Raw genomic sequence first — 15,701 nt, 5'->3', positions numbered from 1 at the left:
GTCCTAACAAGCTCTCTGCGCTTGGAAGACGCAGCTTTAAGAAATAACCTGAAAATTCTTTAATTAAAAAGTGCGCTTCTTTACCACTAAGACGTAGGACTGAATATTAAATCCCCTGTAACTAAAGGTTTTTTTATACTTTTTAGCAGACTTTTTTAGGCAAGTATAACCTTAGATTAAAAACTTTTCGTTTTTAAGGTAGAAGTGCTTAACAATCGTTGTTAACAGGATGTAAAGAACAAGAATTGCCAAAACTACCCAAATAAAGCTGACGGGCATTTTGCCAAAGCCCAATTTATTTGCAAGAAATGAAAACGGAATTAGTGTCCCAATGACGCCGGCGCCAAAAGTTGCTAGCGTTACGCCAGGTGCAGCATGTTGACCAATAAACGGCAAGCGTGGGTCCCGCAATGCATGAATAACCATTTCTTGCGTCCACAGTGATTCAATGAACCAACCAGTGTGGAACAATGCAATAAAGGCAGCTTGCTGTGCTGGATTAAGCGTTTGATAGCTGCCACCAACAAGGTGTGGACAAATCACAAAGAAGAGTAAGCCAAAAGTCAAAATATCAAATATTGATGATGTTGGTCCAAAATAAAACATAAATTTAGGCAATTTTTTCGTCGACCAACTACGCGGCTCACTTAAAAATTCATTTGACATGTCATCAAATGGTAACGACAAGCAGCTTGTGCCGTAAAGCAAATCTAAAACTAGTAACTGTAATGGCAACATTGGCAAAAATGGTAAGAAGGACGAAGCCACCATGATTGATAAAATATTACCGAAATTGGAAGATAAAGTTATCTTAATGTATTTCATCGTGTTGCCAAATACTTTGCGCCCGATTCTTACTCCGGTTTCCAGCACATTTAAGTCTTTATGCAGCAAAATAATATCAGCGGATTCCTTTGCAATATCCACCGCAGTATCCACAGAAATCGATACATCAGCGGCCTTCATTGCTGGCGCGTCATTGATACCGTCTCCCATATAACCGACGGTATGACCATTTTGCTTGAGTAAGTTAATAATATTGGTTTTATCTTCTGGCGATAACTTAACAAAGATATTGCATTCTTCTACCATCTTAGCTAATTCTTCTGGCTTTTTGCCTTCTAAATCAGCTCCGGAATAAACCGTGTCGACATTGAGCCCAACTTGCAGGCCCACAGTTCTTGTAACGGCTTCATTATCACCAGTTAAAATCTTAACGGTAATCCCATCCTTTTTAAGTCTAGCCAAAGCATCTTTAGCACTTTCCTTAGGTGGATCAAGGAATGCTAAGAAACCACAAAGGATTAAGTCGCTTTCATCTTTGACCGAGAATTCGCCTACTGGAGCAGGATTACGCTTGTAAGCAAGCATAATTACCCGTAAGCCGTCATCATTCATGTCATTGACTTTTGCCATTACTTTCTGCTTGCGTTCAGGTGTTAATGGCAAAATCTGTCCGTCAACCTCGATCTTAGTGGAAACAGCAATCATTTCCTCGGACGCACCTTTAGTCACAAGTAGGTGTTCGCCGTGCTCACGGTCAGAATTTTCCACAACAACGCTCATTCTTCTACGAGAGAAGTCAAATGGAATCTCATCAATTTTGTTATAATCACGCTGAATTTCATTGATATCAAGCTCATCACCAGCAGCTTCAATGATGGCCTTATCAATTAGATTTTTCATCCCCGTTTGGTAGTAAGAATTGAGGTAACCCAGTTCCAAAATAGTGGAATTTTCGTGTAAATTTAAGTCATAATGCCGCTCCAAAACAACTTTGTCCTGCGTCAAAGTTCCAGTTTTATCCGTACATAAGATATCAGCTGAACCGAAGTTTTGGATTGAATTCATCTTTTTGACGATTGTGCCCTTTTTCGACATTTCGATTGAACCCTTAACAAGGTTAGTCGTCACAATAACGGGCAGCATCTCTGGCGTTAAACCAACAGCGGTTGCAATTGAGAAAATCAGTGCGTTAACCCAATCGCCTTTAGTCAAACCGTTAATAATAAAAACAAGCGGGGCAATAATTGCCGTCATAATAATTAACAGCTTGGAGACATTTTTAATCCCAACATCAAAGGCAGTATTTTTAACATCGTGGTGTGAAATATCATGAGCAAGCTTACCAAACATGGTTCGTTCGCCCGTCGCAAACACGACACCCAAGCCTGAACCCGAAACAATTGTCGTCCCCTCATAAAGAATATTAGGGTAATCCAGATAGTCACGGTCAGCACCAATCTTGGGCTTTTTAGTCGCAATTTTCTCAACCGGATTAGATTCACCGTTAAGAGAACTTGAGGAGCAAAAGAGGTCTTTGCTTGAAAGCAGCCGCATATCTGCTGGCACCATATCACCAGCAGCCAGACGAATGACGTCTCCTACTACCACTTCACTGGTATCAATTTCCTGGTCTTTACCGTCTCTGATAATGTCAGTTGTTACGGAAACCATCTTCAATAATGAATCAACCGCATTTGAAGACCTGACATTTTGAATAAAGCTTGTAATCCCAGAAATGAATACCATTATTAGCATAATGGCAACAGTTGTTAAATCTTTTTCACCAGCAGGAACAAAGATATAATCCGTAAATAGCGACAGGGTCGCTAAGACCAGCAGTACTAATGTAAACGGCGTAATAAATGCTTCCGCTAAGAAACGTAACTTAGAATTATGCTTATTGGACGCAATCGTATTTGCCCCATATTCCGCGCGATTTTTTTCTGCCTGCCTTGTGGATAAACCATTACTGCTAGCATGCAGTCTTGCTAAGGTCTCTGATCTGCCTTCATTAGCAATTGCTTTGACCAATGCTAGATCTTTGTTGCTGGTTGTCTCACTTGGTTTTCTCAGCATCATTCTCACTCTCCCTTTTTCCAAAAACGCAAACAAACTAAAAAGGGACCCACCTAAGCTGCCGCTGGTGACCCCCTTTTAAACAAGGTATCATTATACTCGTCGTTCAGTTTTAACACTACGCAACGTAAGCCTATAGCTAGCTATCTGGTTACCGCCTTATGTCGACGGAAACTATTTAACTCGTTGGCATCTCTGGATGTTTCCGGGCGATAGCATATGTTCACGTAGGAGTCTCACCTAACAGTTTATTTGTTTACTTATTTAATTTGCATTGTGAGTGTAATACAAAACTGCGCATTAAGTCAACCTTTTTACTTATTTTTTCAAATGCAGGTTATTTCTAAAGAAGTACATTAAGCCGCCAATTACTAAAACTAGACAAAGTGCAATTGGTAAGGCAAGTCGACGAGGATGTGACAGTTGAGCACGCTCTTCACTTGAAAGATCATATTTATCTAACGCGTACTGGTAGCGCTGATCAATCGTGGTCGCACAGGCACGAAAGACAAAGCGCAATCCACGGTTAAATTCTTTTTTATTATTACTTCGCAATTGGTTAGACTGCGAGCGGATAATCGTTCCCCTAACATCAGCCGTAAAAGCACCGTGCAAATCTTTACTTGAATAGATTTGCACATTACGTTTCTTATTGGCACTACCTACAACAATAAAAACTGTCCGCTTATATTTGTTTAACTTTTTGGGTGTTAAATGGTCAACCCGATTGACCGTTTTTACAATGATTACTGGTTGCTCGCTTGTTTGCAGGTAGCGATCATTTTTTTCCTTAATCAGCTTACTCGTTTTCTTTTCTAATAAATGCCCATTATCGTGAACATATGGGTTAGAAAAAGCAGTCATCGTAAAAAAAATGCCCAGTAAAGCTGTTAGCAAGGTCAGCTTAATTCTCAGCTTCCTCCAATTTATGTGCCAATTGCTCCACATATTTACGGTCAATTTTAATTTGTTCATAAGGAACCCCACAATCTTTAAATAGTGCAATTGCCAGCGGACTATCATGGTAATCAAAATAATAATTGATTCGTTTAATACCCGCTTGAACAAGAGCCTTAGCACAATTATAGCAAGGAAAGTGTGTTACATAAATTTCTGTGTTATCAGTTGAAACACCATTGCGTGCACATTGAATCAGTGAATTCATCTCGGAATGAATCGTTCTTACGCAGTGCCCATCAACGAGCTGGTGACCGACATCATCGCAATGGGGCTCGCCGGTAACCGAACCGTTATAACCCGTCCCGATAATCCGATTATCCTTGACTAAAACACTGCCAACAAGAGCACGGTCACAAGTTGAGCGCTGGGCAATTACCAGTGCCTGCATCATAAAATACTGCTTCCAAGGAATCCGGTTGTGCATTTTTTTACCTCTTAAAGTAATTCAAACCGATTGCATCACGAACTTCATCCAAAGTCTGATTGGCAACCTCATTAGCTTTTTTCGAGCCTTCGATCAGCATTTCGTAAACTTCATCCTGATTTTGCTCGTAGCGTGCGCGACGCTGACGAATTGGCTCTAGCTCATTTTCTAAGACGGTATTTAAATAGCGCTTAATTTTAACGTCACCCAAGCCGCCTTTTTGGTATTCTTCCTTCAATTCTGCTACTTTATTCTTGTCAGGATCAAAAATATCAAGATAAGTAAATACAGTATTGCCTTCTACCTTACCTGGATCTTCGACATGAATATGATCAGGATCAGTATACATCGACATCACTTTTTTCTGAACTGTTGCAGCGTCATCCGATAAATAAATTGCATTACCCAAAGATTTCGACATTTTTGCATTGCCGTCCAGCCCTGGCAATCGACCCTGGCCTTTTTCTGGGAAGTAACCTTCCGGTTCAACCAAAACATTGCAGTGATATACCCGATTAAAGGTGCGGACAATTTCTCGTGCCTGTTCAAGCATTGGTTCTTGGTCGTCTCCCACCGGTACAAGTGTTGCTTTAAAAGCAGTTATATCGGCTGCTTGTGAAACTGGATAGTTCAAAAATCCGACTGGAATTGAATCGTTAAAGCCTTTTTGCTTAATTTCGGCCTTAACTGTTGGGTTGCGTTCTAGGCGACTAACAGTCACTAAGTCCATATAATAAGCAGTAAGCTCGAATAAGGCAGAAATCTGAGACTGAACAAAAATAGTTGAAATTTCAGGATTAATCCCCACAGCCAGATAATCTAGGGCAACTTGGATTAGACTAGCCCGAATTTTTTCAGGATCACGAGCGTTATCAGTTAACGCCTGCGTATCGGCAATCATAATATACGGATGATACTCACCTGAATTTTGTAGCAGCACGCGGTTTTTCAACGAACCAATATAATGACCTACGTGCAACTTTCCCGTTGGGCGGTCACCTGTAAGGATAACTTTTTTATTCATTGTCTTTAACCTTTCCTAAAAATAAAACCTGCTTTAATGTGATAATTACAGTTAATTCTACCAAAAATTAAGCAATGATTAAATATGGAGGATAAAATGTGCAATCAATTTCAACTGCCAAGTTTGGCAGATACCAAAAAGTATTTAGTTAGTGACCTTCATTTACCTTTAGAAGAACCATCATTTGACTTTCCTGAAAACTGTAGCGTTTTTCCTAAAGGGATTGCGCCAGTGCTGCTTTATCAAGATAATCGCTTGGAGCTGGTTCCTAAAACCTGGGGTTATCCCAGTCCATTTGACCATAAAAAGGTTGTTTTTAACGCTCGCATTGAGCGCTTCTTCGAAAAAAAGCGGTCGATGTGGGATTCTTCCTTTGCTAAGTCAAGGTGCATCATCATTGCTAATCAGTTCTTCGAATCTGGGCGTAAAACTTACACTGCCACCAACAAACACCAGTATCACGAACGGTTTACCTTTCATAATCCAGATGAACCATTAACTTTAATCGCCGGGATTTATCAAAATGATTATTTTTCAATGGCAACTACTAAGCCAAATTCTGTTATGGCGCCGGTACATGACCGCATGCCGCTAATTATTGCACCTAATGAACTGCGCCAGTGGCTTTTTCAGGACTTTTCTAGCTTAGTCGATCGCAAGCAAATAAGCTTAACTTCCGCCAAAGTCCCCAACCGAAAGTAAATTTTGCTTACCCAACTACACTTAAAGCTAACTTCTTGCATTAGACCAAAAACAAAGCTTGGTTTTACCGCTAAAAAATGGTAAACTTATTCAGTAATGCGGGTATAGTTTAATGGTAGAACGTTAGCTTCCCAAGCTGAAGATGCGGGTTCGATTCACGCTATCCGCTTAAATTAAAAGGCAATGATTTAAACATCATTGCCTTTTTTGTTGTTCATAAATTAGGTCATAATTAGTAAAATAACGCCATTTAATGCCGCTAAATAGACCGGCATCCACATTGTTTGCGTATATAAGTACGACCAAGCAAAAATCGCCCCAAATAGTGCATTAACCACCAACAAGGGGACAGAGCTTTGCCAGTTAAGCAGACTAAATAAGATACCAGAAGTAATAATTCCTAAAATGGCTGTTGCCACCGTATTACTACGGAAAGCATAATTAAATAAAAAGCCAGTTGTCAAAAATTCCTGCAAAATTGGCAAAACCAAGCCAACTGCTACCACTAGGAACCAATAGGTCGCGACAGATTCATGCTGCAAATAAGCAATTTGAAAACCATAGAATTTAATTTTGCCATAAGACTGCAACCAGGCAGTACAAATTCGCAAGGCGGTCACAACTATCGTTAAGCTGATAATCAGACCAAAATTGCTAAGCCAGGAGCCAGAAAAACTTCGGTCAAAAAAGCGCTGTTCACGGTTAAACCGATAAATAAAAAATAGTAATATCATCAAAGAAATTGTTGCAAATAAAATCAGATCCCAGATATGGATTGGCGAATTTTTAGCAACTAACTTGATTACGCCAGCAACCATTAAATAACCAATAAAATAAACGATGTAGCGTATAAGGTTGCCCTCTCTTGATGCTGGTGTATTCACTAAAATTACCTCTATCCTATATGTACCTTACAAATTCCATATTATAGCAAAAAAAGCTAATTTTATGAAACGCCAGCTTAGATTTTTCAGTTTGCTTTTTATTGTTAGCATCTTGCACTCAAACCAAGCCTAAGTGCTTATTTTAAAAAGGATTTTTCTCGGCAATACTAAATAAGCGCAAATGCTTTTGGTAACAGTCAATTAAGCGATACATGGCTACTTTATCACAATTATTCGTACGCGTTTCCGCCATTATGACCACCCACTAGGCTGCTACGTCTTATTGCCGTGGCGCCTTCCATTAGGCTGGAGGCTTTAACCAAACTTTTAAAGCCATATTTTCGCCTTATTTGGTCAATCGTTTCATCAATTTTACGTTTCTTTATTTGGGTAGAAGGCTGCATAAAGAAGGTTAATTGCTGACAAGTATCCGGAATGAGCCTGCTGCAGCTGACTCCCAGCGCCCGAACTGTTTCACCACGCCAATTTTTGCGAAACAAAGCCAGTATTTCTTGTACGAGTAAATCATTGTCATTAGTCGGTGAAATTTTCCGCTGAACATTGAAGCCCGTTCGATCGCCTGTCGGTTTATACTGCGAAAAGCCAACATACAAGCTAACACATTGGGTTTGAAGCTTATGCGCACGAATTCTGGCAGCAACTTGCTCACCAATTTCACGCAAAACAATTTCGAGTTCACGCTGATTAGTATAATCCTTGGTTAAAATTTGCGAGTTACCATAATTTTTCATTTTTGGAAAAAACTTTTCGCTAATAATACTGCGATCAACACCCCAACTCATTGCAAATAATTGTTCGCCAATTACGCCAAATTCTTTCTTCAAAATCGCGGGATCGGTATGTGCTAATTCATACATATTATTAATATGCAAACGCCGCAAATGATGCGCTGTTCTTTTGCCAATTCCCCAGACTTCTTCCATATCAGTAATTCGCCAAATTGTATCAGGAACATCAATATAATGCCAATAGTCAATCATTGAATGGCGGTGCTTAGCAGAAATATCCATTGCTAGTTTGGCAAGAAGCGGATTTTCACCAATTCCGCAAGTAGTATATAAGCCCAACTTATCCCTAATCTCACACTGAATTTTACGTGCGACTAAATAGGGATCATCCCCAAACAAATGCCAAGATTTAGTCATATCGATCATGCTTTCATCAATTGAATACGCATGAATATCTTCATCCGCCGCATACTCACGAAATATATCCAGCACTTGCATGCTGCGCTTAATATATAAATTCATGTGCGGATCAACCAGCAATAAATCAGGTGCATCTTTTTTAGTGGGCAAATCGCGCACACGCATCACGTTAGTTAAACCATACTTTGCTTTTGCTAAAGGAGAAGCCGCCATAATTAACCCTGAACCATACTTGCTATCAGGCTGATGGGACACCACTGCCAGCACAGCCTTCATGGGATTAAGTCCTAGTTCTAGCGCCTCACAGCTTGCAAAAAATGACTTATTATCAATCATAAACACTACGCGGTGGGGTTCATAACGATAATCATACATTTTTTCCACTCCTTGTTACAAACCTTTGTTCGTCTAAAGTTAATTATACAAACGCTAGTTCGATTAATCAAGTGCAAAATTTAGTCAATTGCCATAATAGTAACGTGATATTCTCCCGCAGGCGCCATTACGCTAACTGTCGTATTCACCTCTTTTTTCATTATTGCTTGCCCAAGAGGTGAATCAAACGCAACCTTTCCGTCGGCAATATCTGCTTCCATCCGGCCAACTACTTTATACTTCTCTGTTTCGTCATCATCATCAAATTTAAGTGTGACTGTCTTACCAAGGTCAACCTTCCCATCAGCGGTTTTATCAACAACATCAGCATATTTTAGTTGTTTTTCTAAGTACCGCACGCGGCTTTGTAAGTGACCCAGATCACGCTTGGCCTCAGTGTATTCAGTATTTTCCGACAAGTCACCCAGTGCCCGGGCCTCTTGCAAAATCTTAATTCTGCGCGGACGATCCTTTTTCAATTCAGCTATTTCGTTCTTAATTTTTTGGTAACCTTCCGGCGTCATTTTCTGATAATAAACCAATATTTTTACTCCTTTTGTTTGTTAGAAAAAAATTTTCCACAAGCTATTATTACTGCCACAACAGTTTTCAGCTTTTATTCTTAGCACTCGAAAATAAAGAGTGCTAAATGCTTTAATTTTAATTTTCTAGGTACTATAATAATAACTGTAATGAGGAAATAGCAAACACCCCATTACAAAACTTAATTAAATTTGAAAGGAAGCTTTTTACTATGGCAAATGATATGATGAATCGGCACAATGACTTATTTGATGCGATGAACGATTGGTTTGATCTTCCAAGAAAATTTTTTGACGATGGCGATATGGCCAAATTAATGCAATCAGACGTTGTTGAAAATGATAAAGAATACATTATCAAAGTAGACATGCCTGGAATGGATAAAAACGATATTAACTTAAACTACAATAACGGCATTTTGAGCGTATCAGGCTCTAGAAAATCATTCAAAGACCTATCTAATGATAAGAATAATAGTCTTATTCACCGTGAAAGAAGCGAAGGTCACATTTCTCGCAGCTTCAGATTACCAAATGTGGTTGCAAGTGAGATCCATGCAAAGTATGATAATGGTGTATTGACTATTACTTTACCAAAACAAAGTTCTGGTCAAAGTGATAATTCAATTCAAATTGATTAACTTATTTAATAAAGATTGCAAGAAGTTCAAGATAAGTTGCCAATACAAATAATTCTCTAAAACGAGTTCAGCTATTGAACCCGTTTTTCTTTTGGCTTAAAATATAAAGTAATTTAAAATTAGATTAAAAAAGGAGAATTATTAATGGGACACAAAATTACTGTTCAAGAGCTTGAAAAGTTTGCGAACAATTTTAATGACAACCCCAAAAATCAGGTTGTTGCCCGTGCTGCTCAAAAAAGCGGCGTTTCGATGGCAGCTTATAACGAGCGGGTTCAAAATGAACTAACACGTGTTTTTTCAACAGAATTAGATACTGAAAATGTTACTAACCAACTTCATTCAGGCCGCTGTTGGGAATTTGCCACTCTGAACATACTACGTCATCAATTTGGTAAAAAATATCACTGCAAGAATTTTACTTTTTCACAAAGTTATAATTTTTTCTGGGACAAAATTGAACGTGCCAACACTTTTTATGACAACATTTTGGCTACCGCTGATGAAAAATTAAATTCACGTACGGTTGAAGCCATCTTAGGCGGAGCCGGCGAAGATGGCGGACATTTTCATATGGGTGCTGCTTTAATCGAAAAATATGGTGTCGTTCCGTCATACGCCATGCCTGAAAGTTTCAACGCCAATAACACTGATGCGTTTGGCAAGACTTTAGGCGATAAATTGAGAAAAGATGCATTAGTATTGCGGGAATTGAAGCAAGCGGGCAAAGACAAAGAAGTCGAGCAAGCACGCGAGCAATTTTTAAGTGAAGTCTACCAGATGACGGCAATTGCAGTCGGTGAGCCACCAAAGAAATTTGACCTTGAATACCGCGATGATGACAAGAAGTACCACTTGGACAAAGACTTGACACCACTTGAATTTTTACACAAGTACATGGGCGAGGTTGACTTTAATGATTACGTTGTTTTAACTAACGCTCCTGATCGTGAATATAACAAGTTGTACGGCATCCCATTTGCTGATAACGTTGGCGGCGTCTGCAGAATTAAGTTCTTGAATGTACCGATGGAATACTTGGAAACTTACGCTGTTAACCAGCTAAAAGATGGTGAAGCCGTTTGGTTTGGTAATGATGTCCTTGTTCAAAGCGACCGCAAGCAAGGATATCTTGACAGCGATTTGTACAAGTATAGTGACTTATACGGCGTCGATCTCAGCATGTCAAAAGCTGACCGTCTACGGACCGGTTCAGGTTACGCCAGCCATGCAATGGTATTAGTTGGTGTCGATGAAGATAAAGGCCAAATTCGCCAGTGGAAAGTCGAAAACTCCTGGGGCGAAAAGAACGGTGACAAAGGTTTCTTCGTTATGAACGACAAATGGTTTAAAGAATATGTTTATGAAGTAGTTGTCCACAAAAAGTACCTAACTTCTGAACAAGTTGCCTTAGCCGAAGGTCCAGTAACTGACCTGCCAGCATGGGATTCAATCGCCTAAACTAAATTTATATAACTTAAAAGACGAAACTCGTTAAACGAATTTCGTCTTTTTTGTCATTATCAAACTTATTCTGCCCGCATCAGAATTTCGTCAAATTTCTTGAAAAATAGCTTCTTATCAGCTTTAGTTACCAAGGTAATCTCGCGGCCGTTAGGATCATCTTCCATTCGCCCGGCTGCAGTTCCGGTTGTAACTACCTTAACCCGCCTTTTTTCTGAAGCTAAAACTACTTCAGGATAAAGAGCACTAATTGCCGTTAAAACATCCCAGAAGTAGAGTTGCATCGTTTGAATTGGCGGATTAACGAGGAGACTATAAGCCTGCCCCACTAAATCAATTGCAGGATACTTGCGTAAACTTGCCCAGTGCATCTTCAATTCGTCCGTTAAAGGCAACTCTTCACTACTTTCAAGGCCGATAACTTCCATTGCAATATTTGACTTAAGAACGCGTTCGACCGCAAACGGATCCCAAAAAGCATTCCATTCTTGGGTACCATCAGCGTTAACTTGAACCACATTGCCGTGACCATCAAGCGAGCCACCCATCCAGTAAAGCTTGGCAATTTTATCTTCAATCGCTGGGGCAGCATCAAGTGCACGTGCCAAGTCGGTCAATGGGCCTGTCATTACCAGCGTCACTGGCTTTTGGGCATTCTCCAGTTTAGTTACGATATCAAGATGAGCTGGTTGATCAGCTTCTTTAGTCGTCATCTTACCAGCCTCATTTAATAGCGGCAAAGAGTTAAAAGAATAGGACGCTGTTCGCCAATCGGCCGGGAATTGATTGACCGCCCGAGAATTGGACTTTGCTATTGCTAATTGGTCTCCCCTTAAATTAAACCGATCCGTCATTTTGCGGCAAACTTCCACAGACGGATCAATATAACCGTCGGCATCAATTGCACTGACGCCAAGCAATTTAATATCGGGTGCGAGTAAGAAAAGCAAATACGACACTAGATCGTCGATATTACCATCATGATTAAAATAAATTTCTTTCATTTGTTCTCCTTATTTTGACTTAATATAATTTTGTCCGTCTGCTGCGGGTGCAACTGATTTACCAAAGAATAATACCAAAATGACAATCGTAATTACATACGGTGCAATTTGCATATAAACTGATGGGATATGATTGAAAAATGGCAGCTGGTTACCAATAATACTAATACTTTGCGCAAAGCCAAAGAATAATGATGCCAGCATTGCTCCAAGCGGATTCCATTTACCAAAAATCATTGCGGCTAACGCCATAAAACCTTGTCCCACAATAGTTGAAATGGAAAAATTACCAGAAATGGCCTGTGCAAAAACTGCCCCACCAATTCCTCCTAAGAAACCGGAAATAAGAACGCCCGCATATCTCATGGCGTAAACGTTAATTCCCATTGTATCAGCTGCTTGGGGATTCTCACCACAAGAACGTAAACGCAAGCCAAAACGGGTTTTATATAAAATCCACCATAACAAAATAGAAACAATAATTGCCAGCCAAGCAGGTGCAGAAGTGTTTTTAAAGAAAATTGGTCCAATTACTGGAATATTGGCCAAGCCAGGAAAGCTGAAATAGCCAAAACTTTGCGTAATGTTTTCGGTTTGACCTTTATCATAAATCGCTTTAACGAGAAAGACGCCGAGTGGTGGAGCCATCAAGTTCAAAACCGTCCCACTAATGACATGATCCGCATGGAAGTTAATTGTTGCTACCGCATGAAGCAGTGAAAATACTAAACCGACTATTCCACCAACAATTAACCCTAGCCAAGGAGTGGCTTTGCCAAAGGTGGATGCAAAAGTCAGGTTAAAGACTACTGAGGCAAAAGCGCCCATGGTCATAATTCCTTCAAGGCCAACGTTTGTAATCCCAGAATTTTCACTGTAAACGCCACCTAGTGAAGTAAAGATTAGTGGCGTTGAGTAAACGAAGGTGGAAGACACCAATAAAGATAAAATGGTAAGCAAATTCATTAGTTTCGTCCTCCTTCAGTGCTGGTTGCACTTGGTGCCTTGTCCTGAGTAGTAGCTATCTTTTCTTCTTGCTGCGAGTCACTAGCAGTTACCCGCTTATTTTTAAAGAGCAAGCCAATCACATATTGAATTGCCACAAAGAAAATAATTGCTGCAATCACAATCGAAACTATTTCATAAGGAATCCCGGCAATCGTCTGCATCCCCAAACCACCAATTTTTAAAATTGAAAATAAAATTGCTGCTAACAGGATGCCAATGGCAGTTCCACCACCCAGTAAGGCAACAGAAAGACCGTCCCAACCGATATCCAAGCTAGTTGTCTGGGTAAAATAATTTTGATATGTTCCTAATCCCTGAACAACACCGCCTAAGCCGGCAAAGCCACCGGATAAAAGCATTGAATACAGAATATTTTTCTTCGTCGACATTCCGGCATAACGGCTGGCAAATGGGTTGGCACCAACCGACCGAATTTCAAAGCCGGTGGTTGTCTTTTTCATTAAGTACCAGTAAATGAACACACCAATAATAGCTAAGAAAATTCCCGCATTAATCCGCGAATCACCAAACATCGAGCTGAGCCAGTCAATTTTTAAACTACCATTAGCAGCAATTGTTTTAGTTGTGTCCGTATCAATTCTCATCGTTTTCGGCATAATCTGCTGCATTAAATACTGGCAAGAATAAAGCACAATATAGTTCAACATAATCGTAGTAATCACTTCGTTGGTCCCAAACTGAGCCCTCAGCCAGCCAGCAATTCCGGCAACTAATGCACCGGCAGCAATCCCGGCAATAATTGCAAGTGGCAGCAATAATGCTTTAGGCATATTAGGATTAGCAAGCACCACCCAAATTGAAGTTAGCCAGCCAGCTTGTGCCTGTCCGGGTAACCCGATATTGAAAAAGCCGGCGCTAGAGGCAATGGCAAAACCAATAGCCGTAAAAATCAGCGGTGTAGCTTCACGAATAGTTTCACCGATTCCATTCATATTGCCCAGAGCACTCGAAAACATTGACGCATATGCTTCAAACGGATTATAGCTCCATACAAGCATAATTAAAGCACCAACTAAAAAGCCGGCGAGAATTGAAATAATTGGTACTAAGATTTTTTTAGTTTTGGGATTTACTTTAAGCAAGAGCGTTGCCTTCTTTCTTGATACCCGTCATTAACAAGCCTAATTCTTCATCACTGGTTGTTTCGGGCTTTACTTCACCCGAAATCTTACCGTCATGAAGAACAATAATTCGATCAGACAACTGCATAATTTCATCTAGCTCATAGGAAATTAATAAAATTGCTTTGCCCTTAGCCCGTTCAAGGAGCAGCTGTTTATGAATATACTCAATTGCACCAACATCAAGTCCACGCGTTGGTTGAAAGGCAATAATTAAATCGCTATTAAGGTTAAGTTCACGTGCAATGATTACTTTTTGCTGGTTACCACCGGATAGGTCACTAACTGGCAGATTGCTGCCTGTAGTCCGGATATCAAACTTCTTAATCAACTGATTAGCATGCTGATGAATGGCATCATAATGCATTAAATGATGGCTAGAGTATGGCTCACGGTAATAATTTTGTAATGCCAAATTATCAGAAATTGAAAATGGCAAAATCAAGCCGTATTTTTGCCGATCAGAAGGAATATAAGAAACGCCCTTTTCAGTAATCTTGCGGACCTTTTGGTTAGTCATGTCTTCGTCATTAATCATAACCTTGCCGGAATCAACGTGCTGCATGCCAGTTAACGCCCGAGCTAATTCGTCTTGACCGTTGCCATCAATTCCTGCAACTCCTAAAATTTCACCTGCACGCAAGTTAAAAGATAAGCCCTTAAGCGTTAAAATGCCTTGCTTATTTTTTACCTTTAAGTCACTAACTTTAAGCGTTGTTTTACCTAACTTGGCTTCAGGTTTATCCAGTCGCATATCAACATGACGGCCAACCATTAATTCAGCCAAACGATTATTAGATACATCTGCCACTTCAAACGTACCCACACTTTTACCAGCACGGATAACCGTAACCCGATCAGCAGCCCGCTTAATCTCTTCCAGCTTGTGCGTAATCAAGATGATTGACTTTCCTTCTTTGGCCAATTCTTGCAAGATCTGAATAAACTCGGTTATTTCCTGCGGGGTTAAAACAGCAGTGGGTTCATCAAAAATCATAATATCAGCGCCGCGATAAAGGACCTTCAATATTTCTACTCTCTGCTGCTGGGCAACTGTTATTTCGCCCACTTTTTTATTTGGATCAACATTTAAATTATACCGAGCAGATAACTCCTCAATCTGCTTTTGGGCTTTTTTGAAATCAAGTTTCGGGCCCTTAGTCGTTTCGTGGCCTAAAATAATATTTTCCAAAACCGTAAATGAATTCATCAACATAAAATGCTGGTGAACCATGCCTATTCCTAGATCCTTAGCTACAGTCGGATTTTTGACTGCTACTTTTTGCCCGCGAACAATGATTTCACCAGAAGTTGGCATGAGCAGTCCTGACAAAATGCTCATCAAAGTTGACTTTCCCGCACCATTTTCACCAAGAAGGGCTAAAATCTCACCTTTTTGCAAAGTAAGGTTAATATCATTATTAGCCTTAAAGCCGTTAAAGTCTTTGACTATATGCCGCATCTCAATTACATTAGTCGTATTTTTCATTTCAATTATTA

General features: G+C 39.9%; 14 protein-coding genes, 1 tRNA gene and 1 riboswitch. Of the genes, 4 read left to right on the top strand and 11 right to left on the bottom strand.

The window, feature by feature from the left end; translation table 11 throughout:
• Window positions 1–171: 171 nt before the first annotated feature.
• From mgtA to trpS, 4 genes are all read right to left on the bottom strand, one after another.
• The gene (gene mgtA / locus J3U69_RS05525; RefSeq protein WP_374106523.1) at window positions 172–2,865 is read right to left on the bottom strand and encodes a magnesium-translocating P-type ATPase; all 2,694 of its coding nucleotides are present in this window, start codon (window positions 2,863–2,865) and stop codon (window positions 172–174) included.
• An 87-nt stretch (window positions 2,866–2,952) separates the two neighbouring features.
• Window positions 2,953–3,117, bottom strand: a riboswitch (M-box (ykoK) riboswitch).
• Window positions 3,118–3,180: 63 nt separating this feature from the next.
• Window positions 3,181–3,726, bottom strand: a complete 546-nt coding sequence (locus tag J3U69_RS05520; protein ID WP_267413323.1) for a TPM domain-containing protein — start codon at window positions 3,724–3,726, stop codon at window positions 3,181–3,183.
• A 40-nt stretch (window positions 3,727–3,766) separates the two neighbouring features.
• Window positions 3,767–4,246, bottom strand: a complete 480-nt coding sequence (locus J3U69_RS05515) for a deoxycytidylate deaminase (protein WP_103752263.1) — start codon at window positions 4,244–4,246, stop codon at window positions 3,767–3,769.
• A gap of 4 nt (window positions 4,247–4,250) precedes the next feature.
• The gene (trpS, locus tag J3U69_RS05510) at window positions 4,251–5,270 is read right to left on the bottom strand and encodes a tryptophan--tRNA ligase (protein ID WP_103752262.1); all 1,020 of its coding nucleotides are present in this window, start codon (window positions 5,268–5,270) and stop codon (window positions 4,251–4,253) included.
• A 96-nt stretch (window positions 5,271–5,366) separates the two neighbouring features.
• Between trpS and J3U69_RS05505 the strand changes: the two genes are divergently transcribed.
• Complete coding sequence (locus tag J3U69_RS05505) at window positions 5,367–5,972, top strand: SOS response-associated peptidase family protein (protein WP_103752261.1); 606 nt, start codon at window positions 5,367–5,369, stop codon at window positions 5,970–5,972.
• Window positions 5,973–6,070: 98 nt separating this feature from the next.
• A tRNA-Gly gene (locus tag J3U69_RS05500) sits at window positions 6,071–6,141 on the top strand.
• A gap of 52 nt (window positions 6,142–6,193) precedes the next feature.
• Here J3U69_RS05500 and J3U69_RS05495 read toward each other — a convergent pair.
• The 3 genes from J3U69_RS05495 to greA form a co-directional block, all read right to left on the bottom strand.
• A complete protein-coding gene (locus J3U69_RS05495) occupies window positions 6,194–6,856 on the bottom strand; it encodes a CPBP family intramembrane glutamic endopeptidase (RefSeq protein WP_103752260.1) in 663 nt (220 codons plus the stop codon).
• Window positions 6,857–7,086: 230 nt separating this feature from the next.
• Window positions 7,087–8,400 carry a nucleotidyltransferase gene (locus tag J3U69_RS05490; protein ID WP_220234811.1) on the bottom strand — a complete coding sequence of 438 codons (1,314 nt, stop codon included), beginning with the start codon at window positions 8,398–8,400 and terminating at the stop codon, window positions 7,087–7,089.
• A gap of 80 nt (window positions 8,401–8,480) precedes the next feature.
• Window positions 8,481–8,942 (bottom strand): transcription elongation factor GreA, encoded by a 462-nt coding sequence (greA, locus tag J3U69_RS05485; RefSeq protein ID WP_103752258.1) that lies wholly within the window; start codon window positions 8,940–8,942, stop codon window positions 8,481–8,483.
• Window positions 8,943–9,154: 212 nt separating this feature from the next.
• On the opposite strand from greA, the gene J3U69_RS05480 reads away from it, so the two are divergent.
• On the top strand, window positions 9,155–9,583 hold the full coding sequence (locus tag J3U69_RS05480) for an Hsp20/alpha crystallin family protein (RefSeq protein WP_103752257.1): 429 nt from the start codon (window positions 9,155–9,157) through the stop codon (window positions 9,581–9,583).
• Between the two features lie 144 nt (window positions 9,584–9,727).
• On the top strand, window positions 9,728–11,044 hold the full coding sequence (locus J3U69_RS05475) for a C1 family peptidase (RefSeq protein ID WP_220220177.1): 1,317 nt from the start codon (window positions 9,728–9,730) through the stop codon (window positions 11,042–11,044).
• A 68-nt stretch (window positions 11,045–11,112) separates the two neighbouring features.
• Here J3U69_RS05475 and J3U69_RS05470 read toward each other — a convergent pair whose 3' ends face one another.
• From J3U69_RS05470 to J3U69_RS05455, 4 genes are read right to left on the bottom strand one after another with little or no spacing between them, the layout of a single operon-like run.
• Window positions 11,113–12,051, bottom strand: a complete 939-nt coding sequence (locus J3U69_RS05470) for a nucleoside hydrolase (protein WP_267413322.1) — start codon at window positions 12,049–12,051, stop codon at window positions 11,113–11,115.
• Window positions 12,052–12,060: 9 nt separating this feature from the next.
• Window positions 12,061–13,017, bottom strand: a complete 957-nt coding sequence (locus J3U69_RS05465; RefSeq protein ID WP_103752254.1) for an ABC transporter permease — start codon at window positions 13,015–13,017, stop codon at window positions 12,061–12,063.
• Window positions 13,017–14,162, bottom strand: a complete 1,146-nt coding sequence (locus J3U69_RS05460) for an ABC transporter permease (RefSeq protein WP_103752253.1) — start codon at window positions 14,160–14,162, stop codon at window positions 13,017–13,019. Before J3U69_RS05460 ends, J3U69_RS05465 begins: the two co-directional genes overlap by 1 nt.
• Complete coding sequence (locus J3U69_RS05455; RefSeq protein ID WP_103752252.1) at window positions 14,155–15,690, bottom strand: ABC transporter ATP-binding protein; 1,536 nt, start codon at window positions 15,688–15,690, stop codon at window positions 14,155–14,157. Before J3U69_RS05455 ends, J3U69_RS05460 begins: the two co-directional genes overlap by 8 nt.
• Window positions 15,691–15,701 lie beyond the last annotated feature (11 nt).

It is taken from the genome of Lactobacillus sp. B4026, assembly GCF_026535825.1.
GTDB lineage: Bacteria > Bacillota > Bacilli > Lactobacillales > Lactobacillaceae > Lactobacillus > Lactobacillus panisapium.
Note: the sequence above shows the minus strand (reverse complement) of the source record. Positions and strands in the feature narration are given on the sequence as shown.

Excerpts from the sequence above, each read along its gene's own strand:
- J3U69_RS05455 (WP_103752252.1), bottom strand. The coding sequence starts at position 15,690 with ATGAAAAATACGACTAATGTAATTGAGATGCGGCATATAGTCAAAGAC.
- J3U69_RS05465 (WP_103752254.1), bottom strand. The coding sequence starts at position 13,017 with ATGAATTTGCTTACCATTTTATCTTTATTGGTGTCTTCCACCTTCGTT.
- trpS (WP_103752262.1), bottom strand. The coding sequence starts at position 5,270 with ATGAATAAAAAAGTTATCCTTACAGGTGACCGCCCAACGGGAAAGTTG.
- J3U69_RS05520 (WP_267413323.1), bottom strand. The coding sequence starts at position 3,726 with ATGACTGCTTTTTCTAACCCATATGTTCACGATAATGGGCATTTATTA.
- J3U69_RS05470 (WP_267413322.1), bottom strand. The coding sequence starts at position 12,051 with ATGAAAGAAATTTATTTTAATCATGATGGTAATATCGACGATCTAGTG.
- J3U69_RS05505 (WP_103752261.1), top strand. The coding sequence starts at position 5,367 with ATGTGCAATCAATTTCAACTGCCAAGTTTGGCAGATACCAAAAAGTAT.
- J3U69_RS05475 (WP_220220177.1), top strand. The coding sequence starts at position 9,728 with ATGGGACACAAAATTACTGTTCAAGAGCTTGAAAAGTTTGCGAACAAT.
- J3U69_RS05515 (WP_103752263.1), bottom strand. The coding sequence starts at position 4,246 with ATGCACAACCGGATTCCTTGGAAGCAGTATTTTATGATGCAGGCACTG.
- J3U69_RS05490 (WP_220234811.1), bottom strand. The coding sequence starts at position 8,400 with ATGTATGATTATCGTTATGAACCCCACCGCGTAGTGTTTATGATTGAT.
- J3U69_RS05480 (WP_103752257.1), top strand. The coding sequence starts at position 9,155 with ATGGCAAATGATATGATGAATCGGCACAATGACTTATTTGATGCGATG.
- mgtA (WP_374106523.1), bottom strand. The coding sequence starts at position 2,865 with ATGATGCTGAGAAAACCAAGTGAGACAACCAGCAACAAAGATCTAGCA.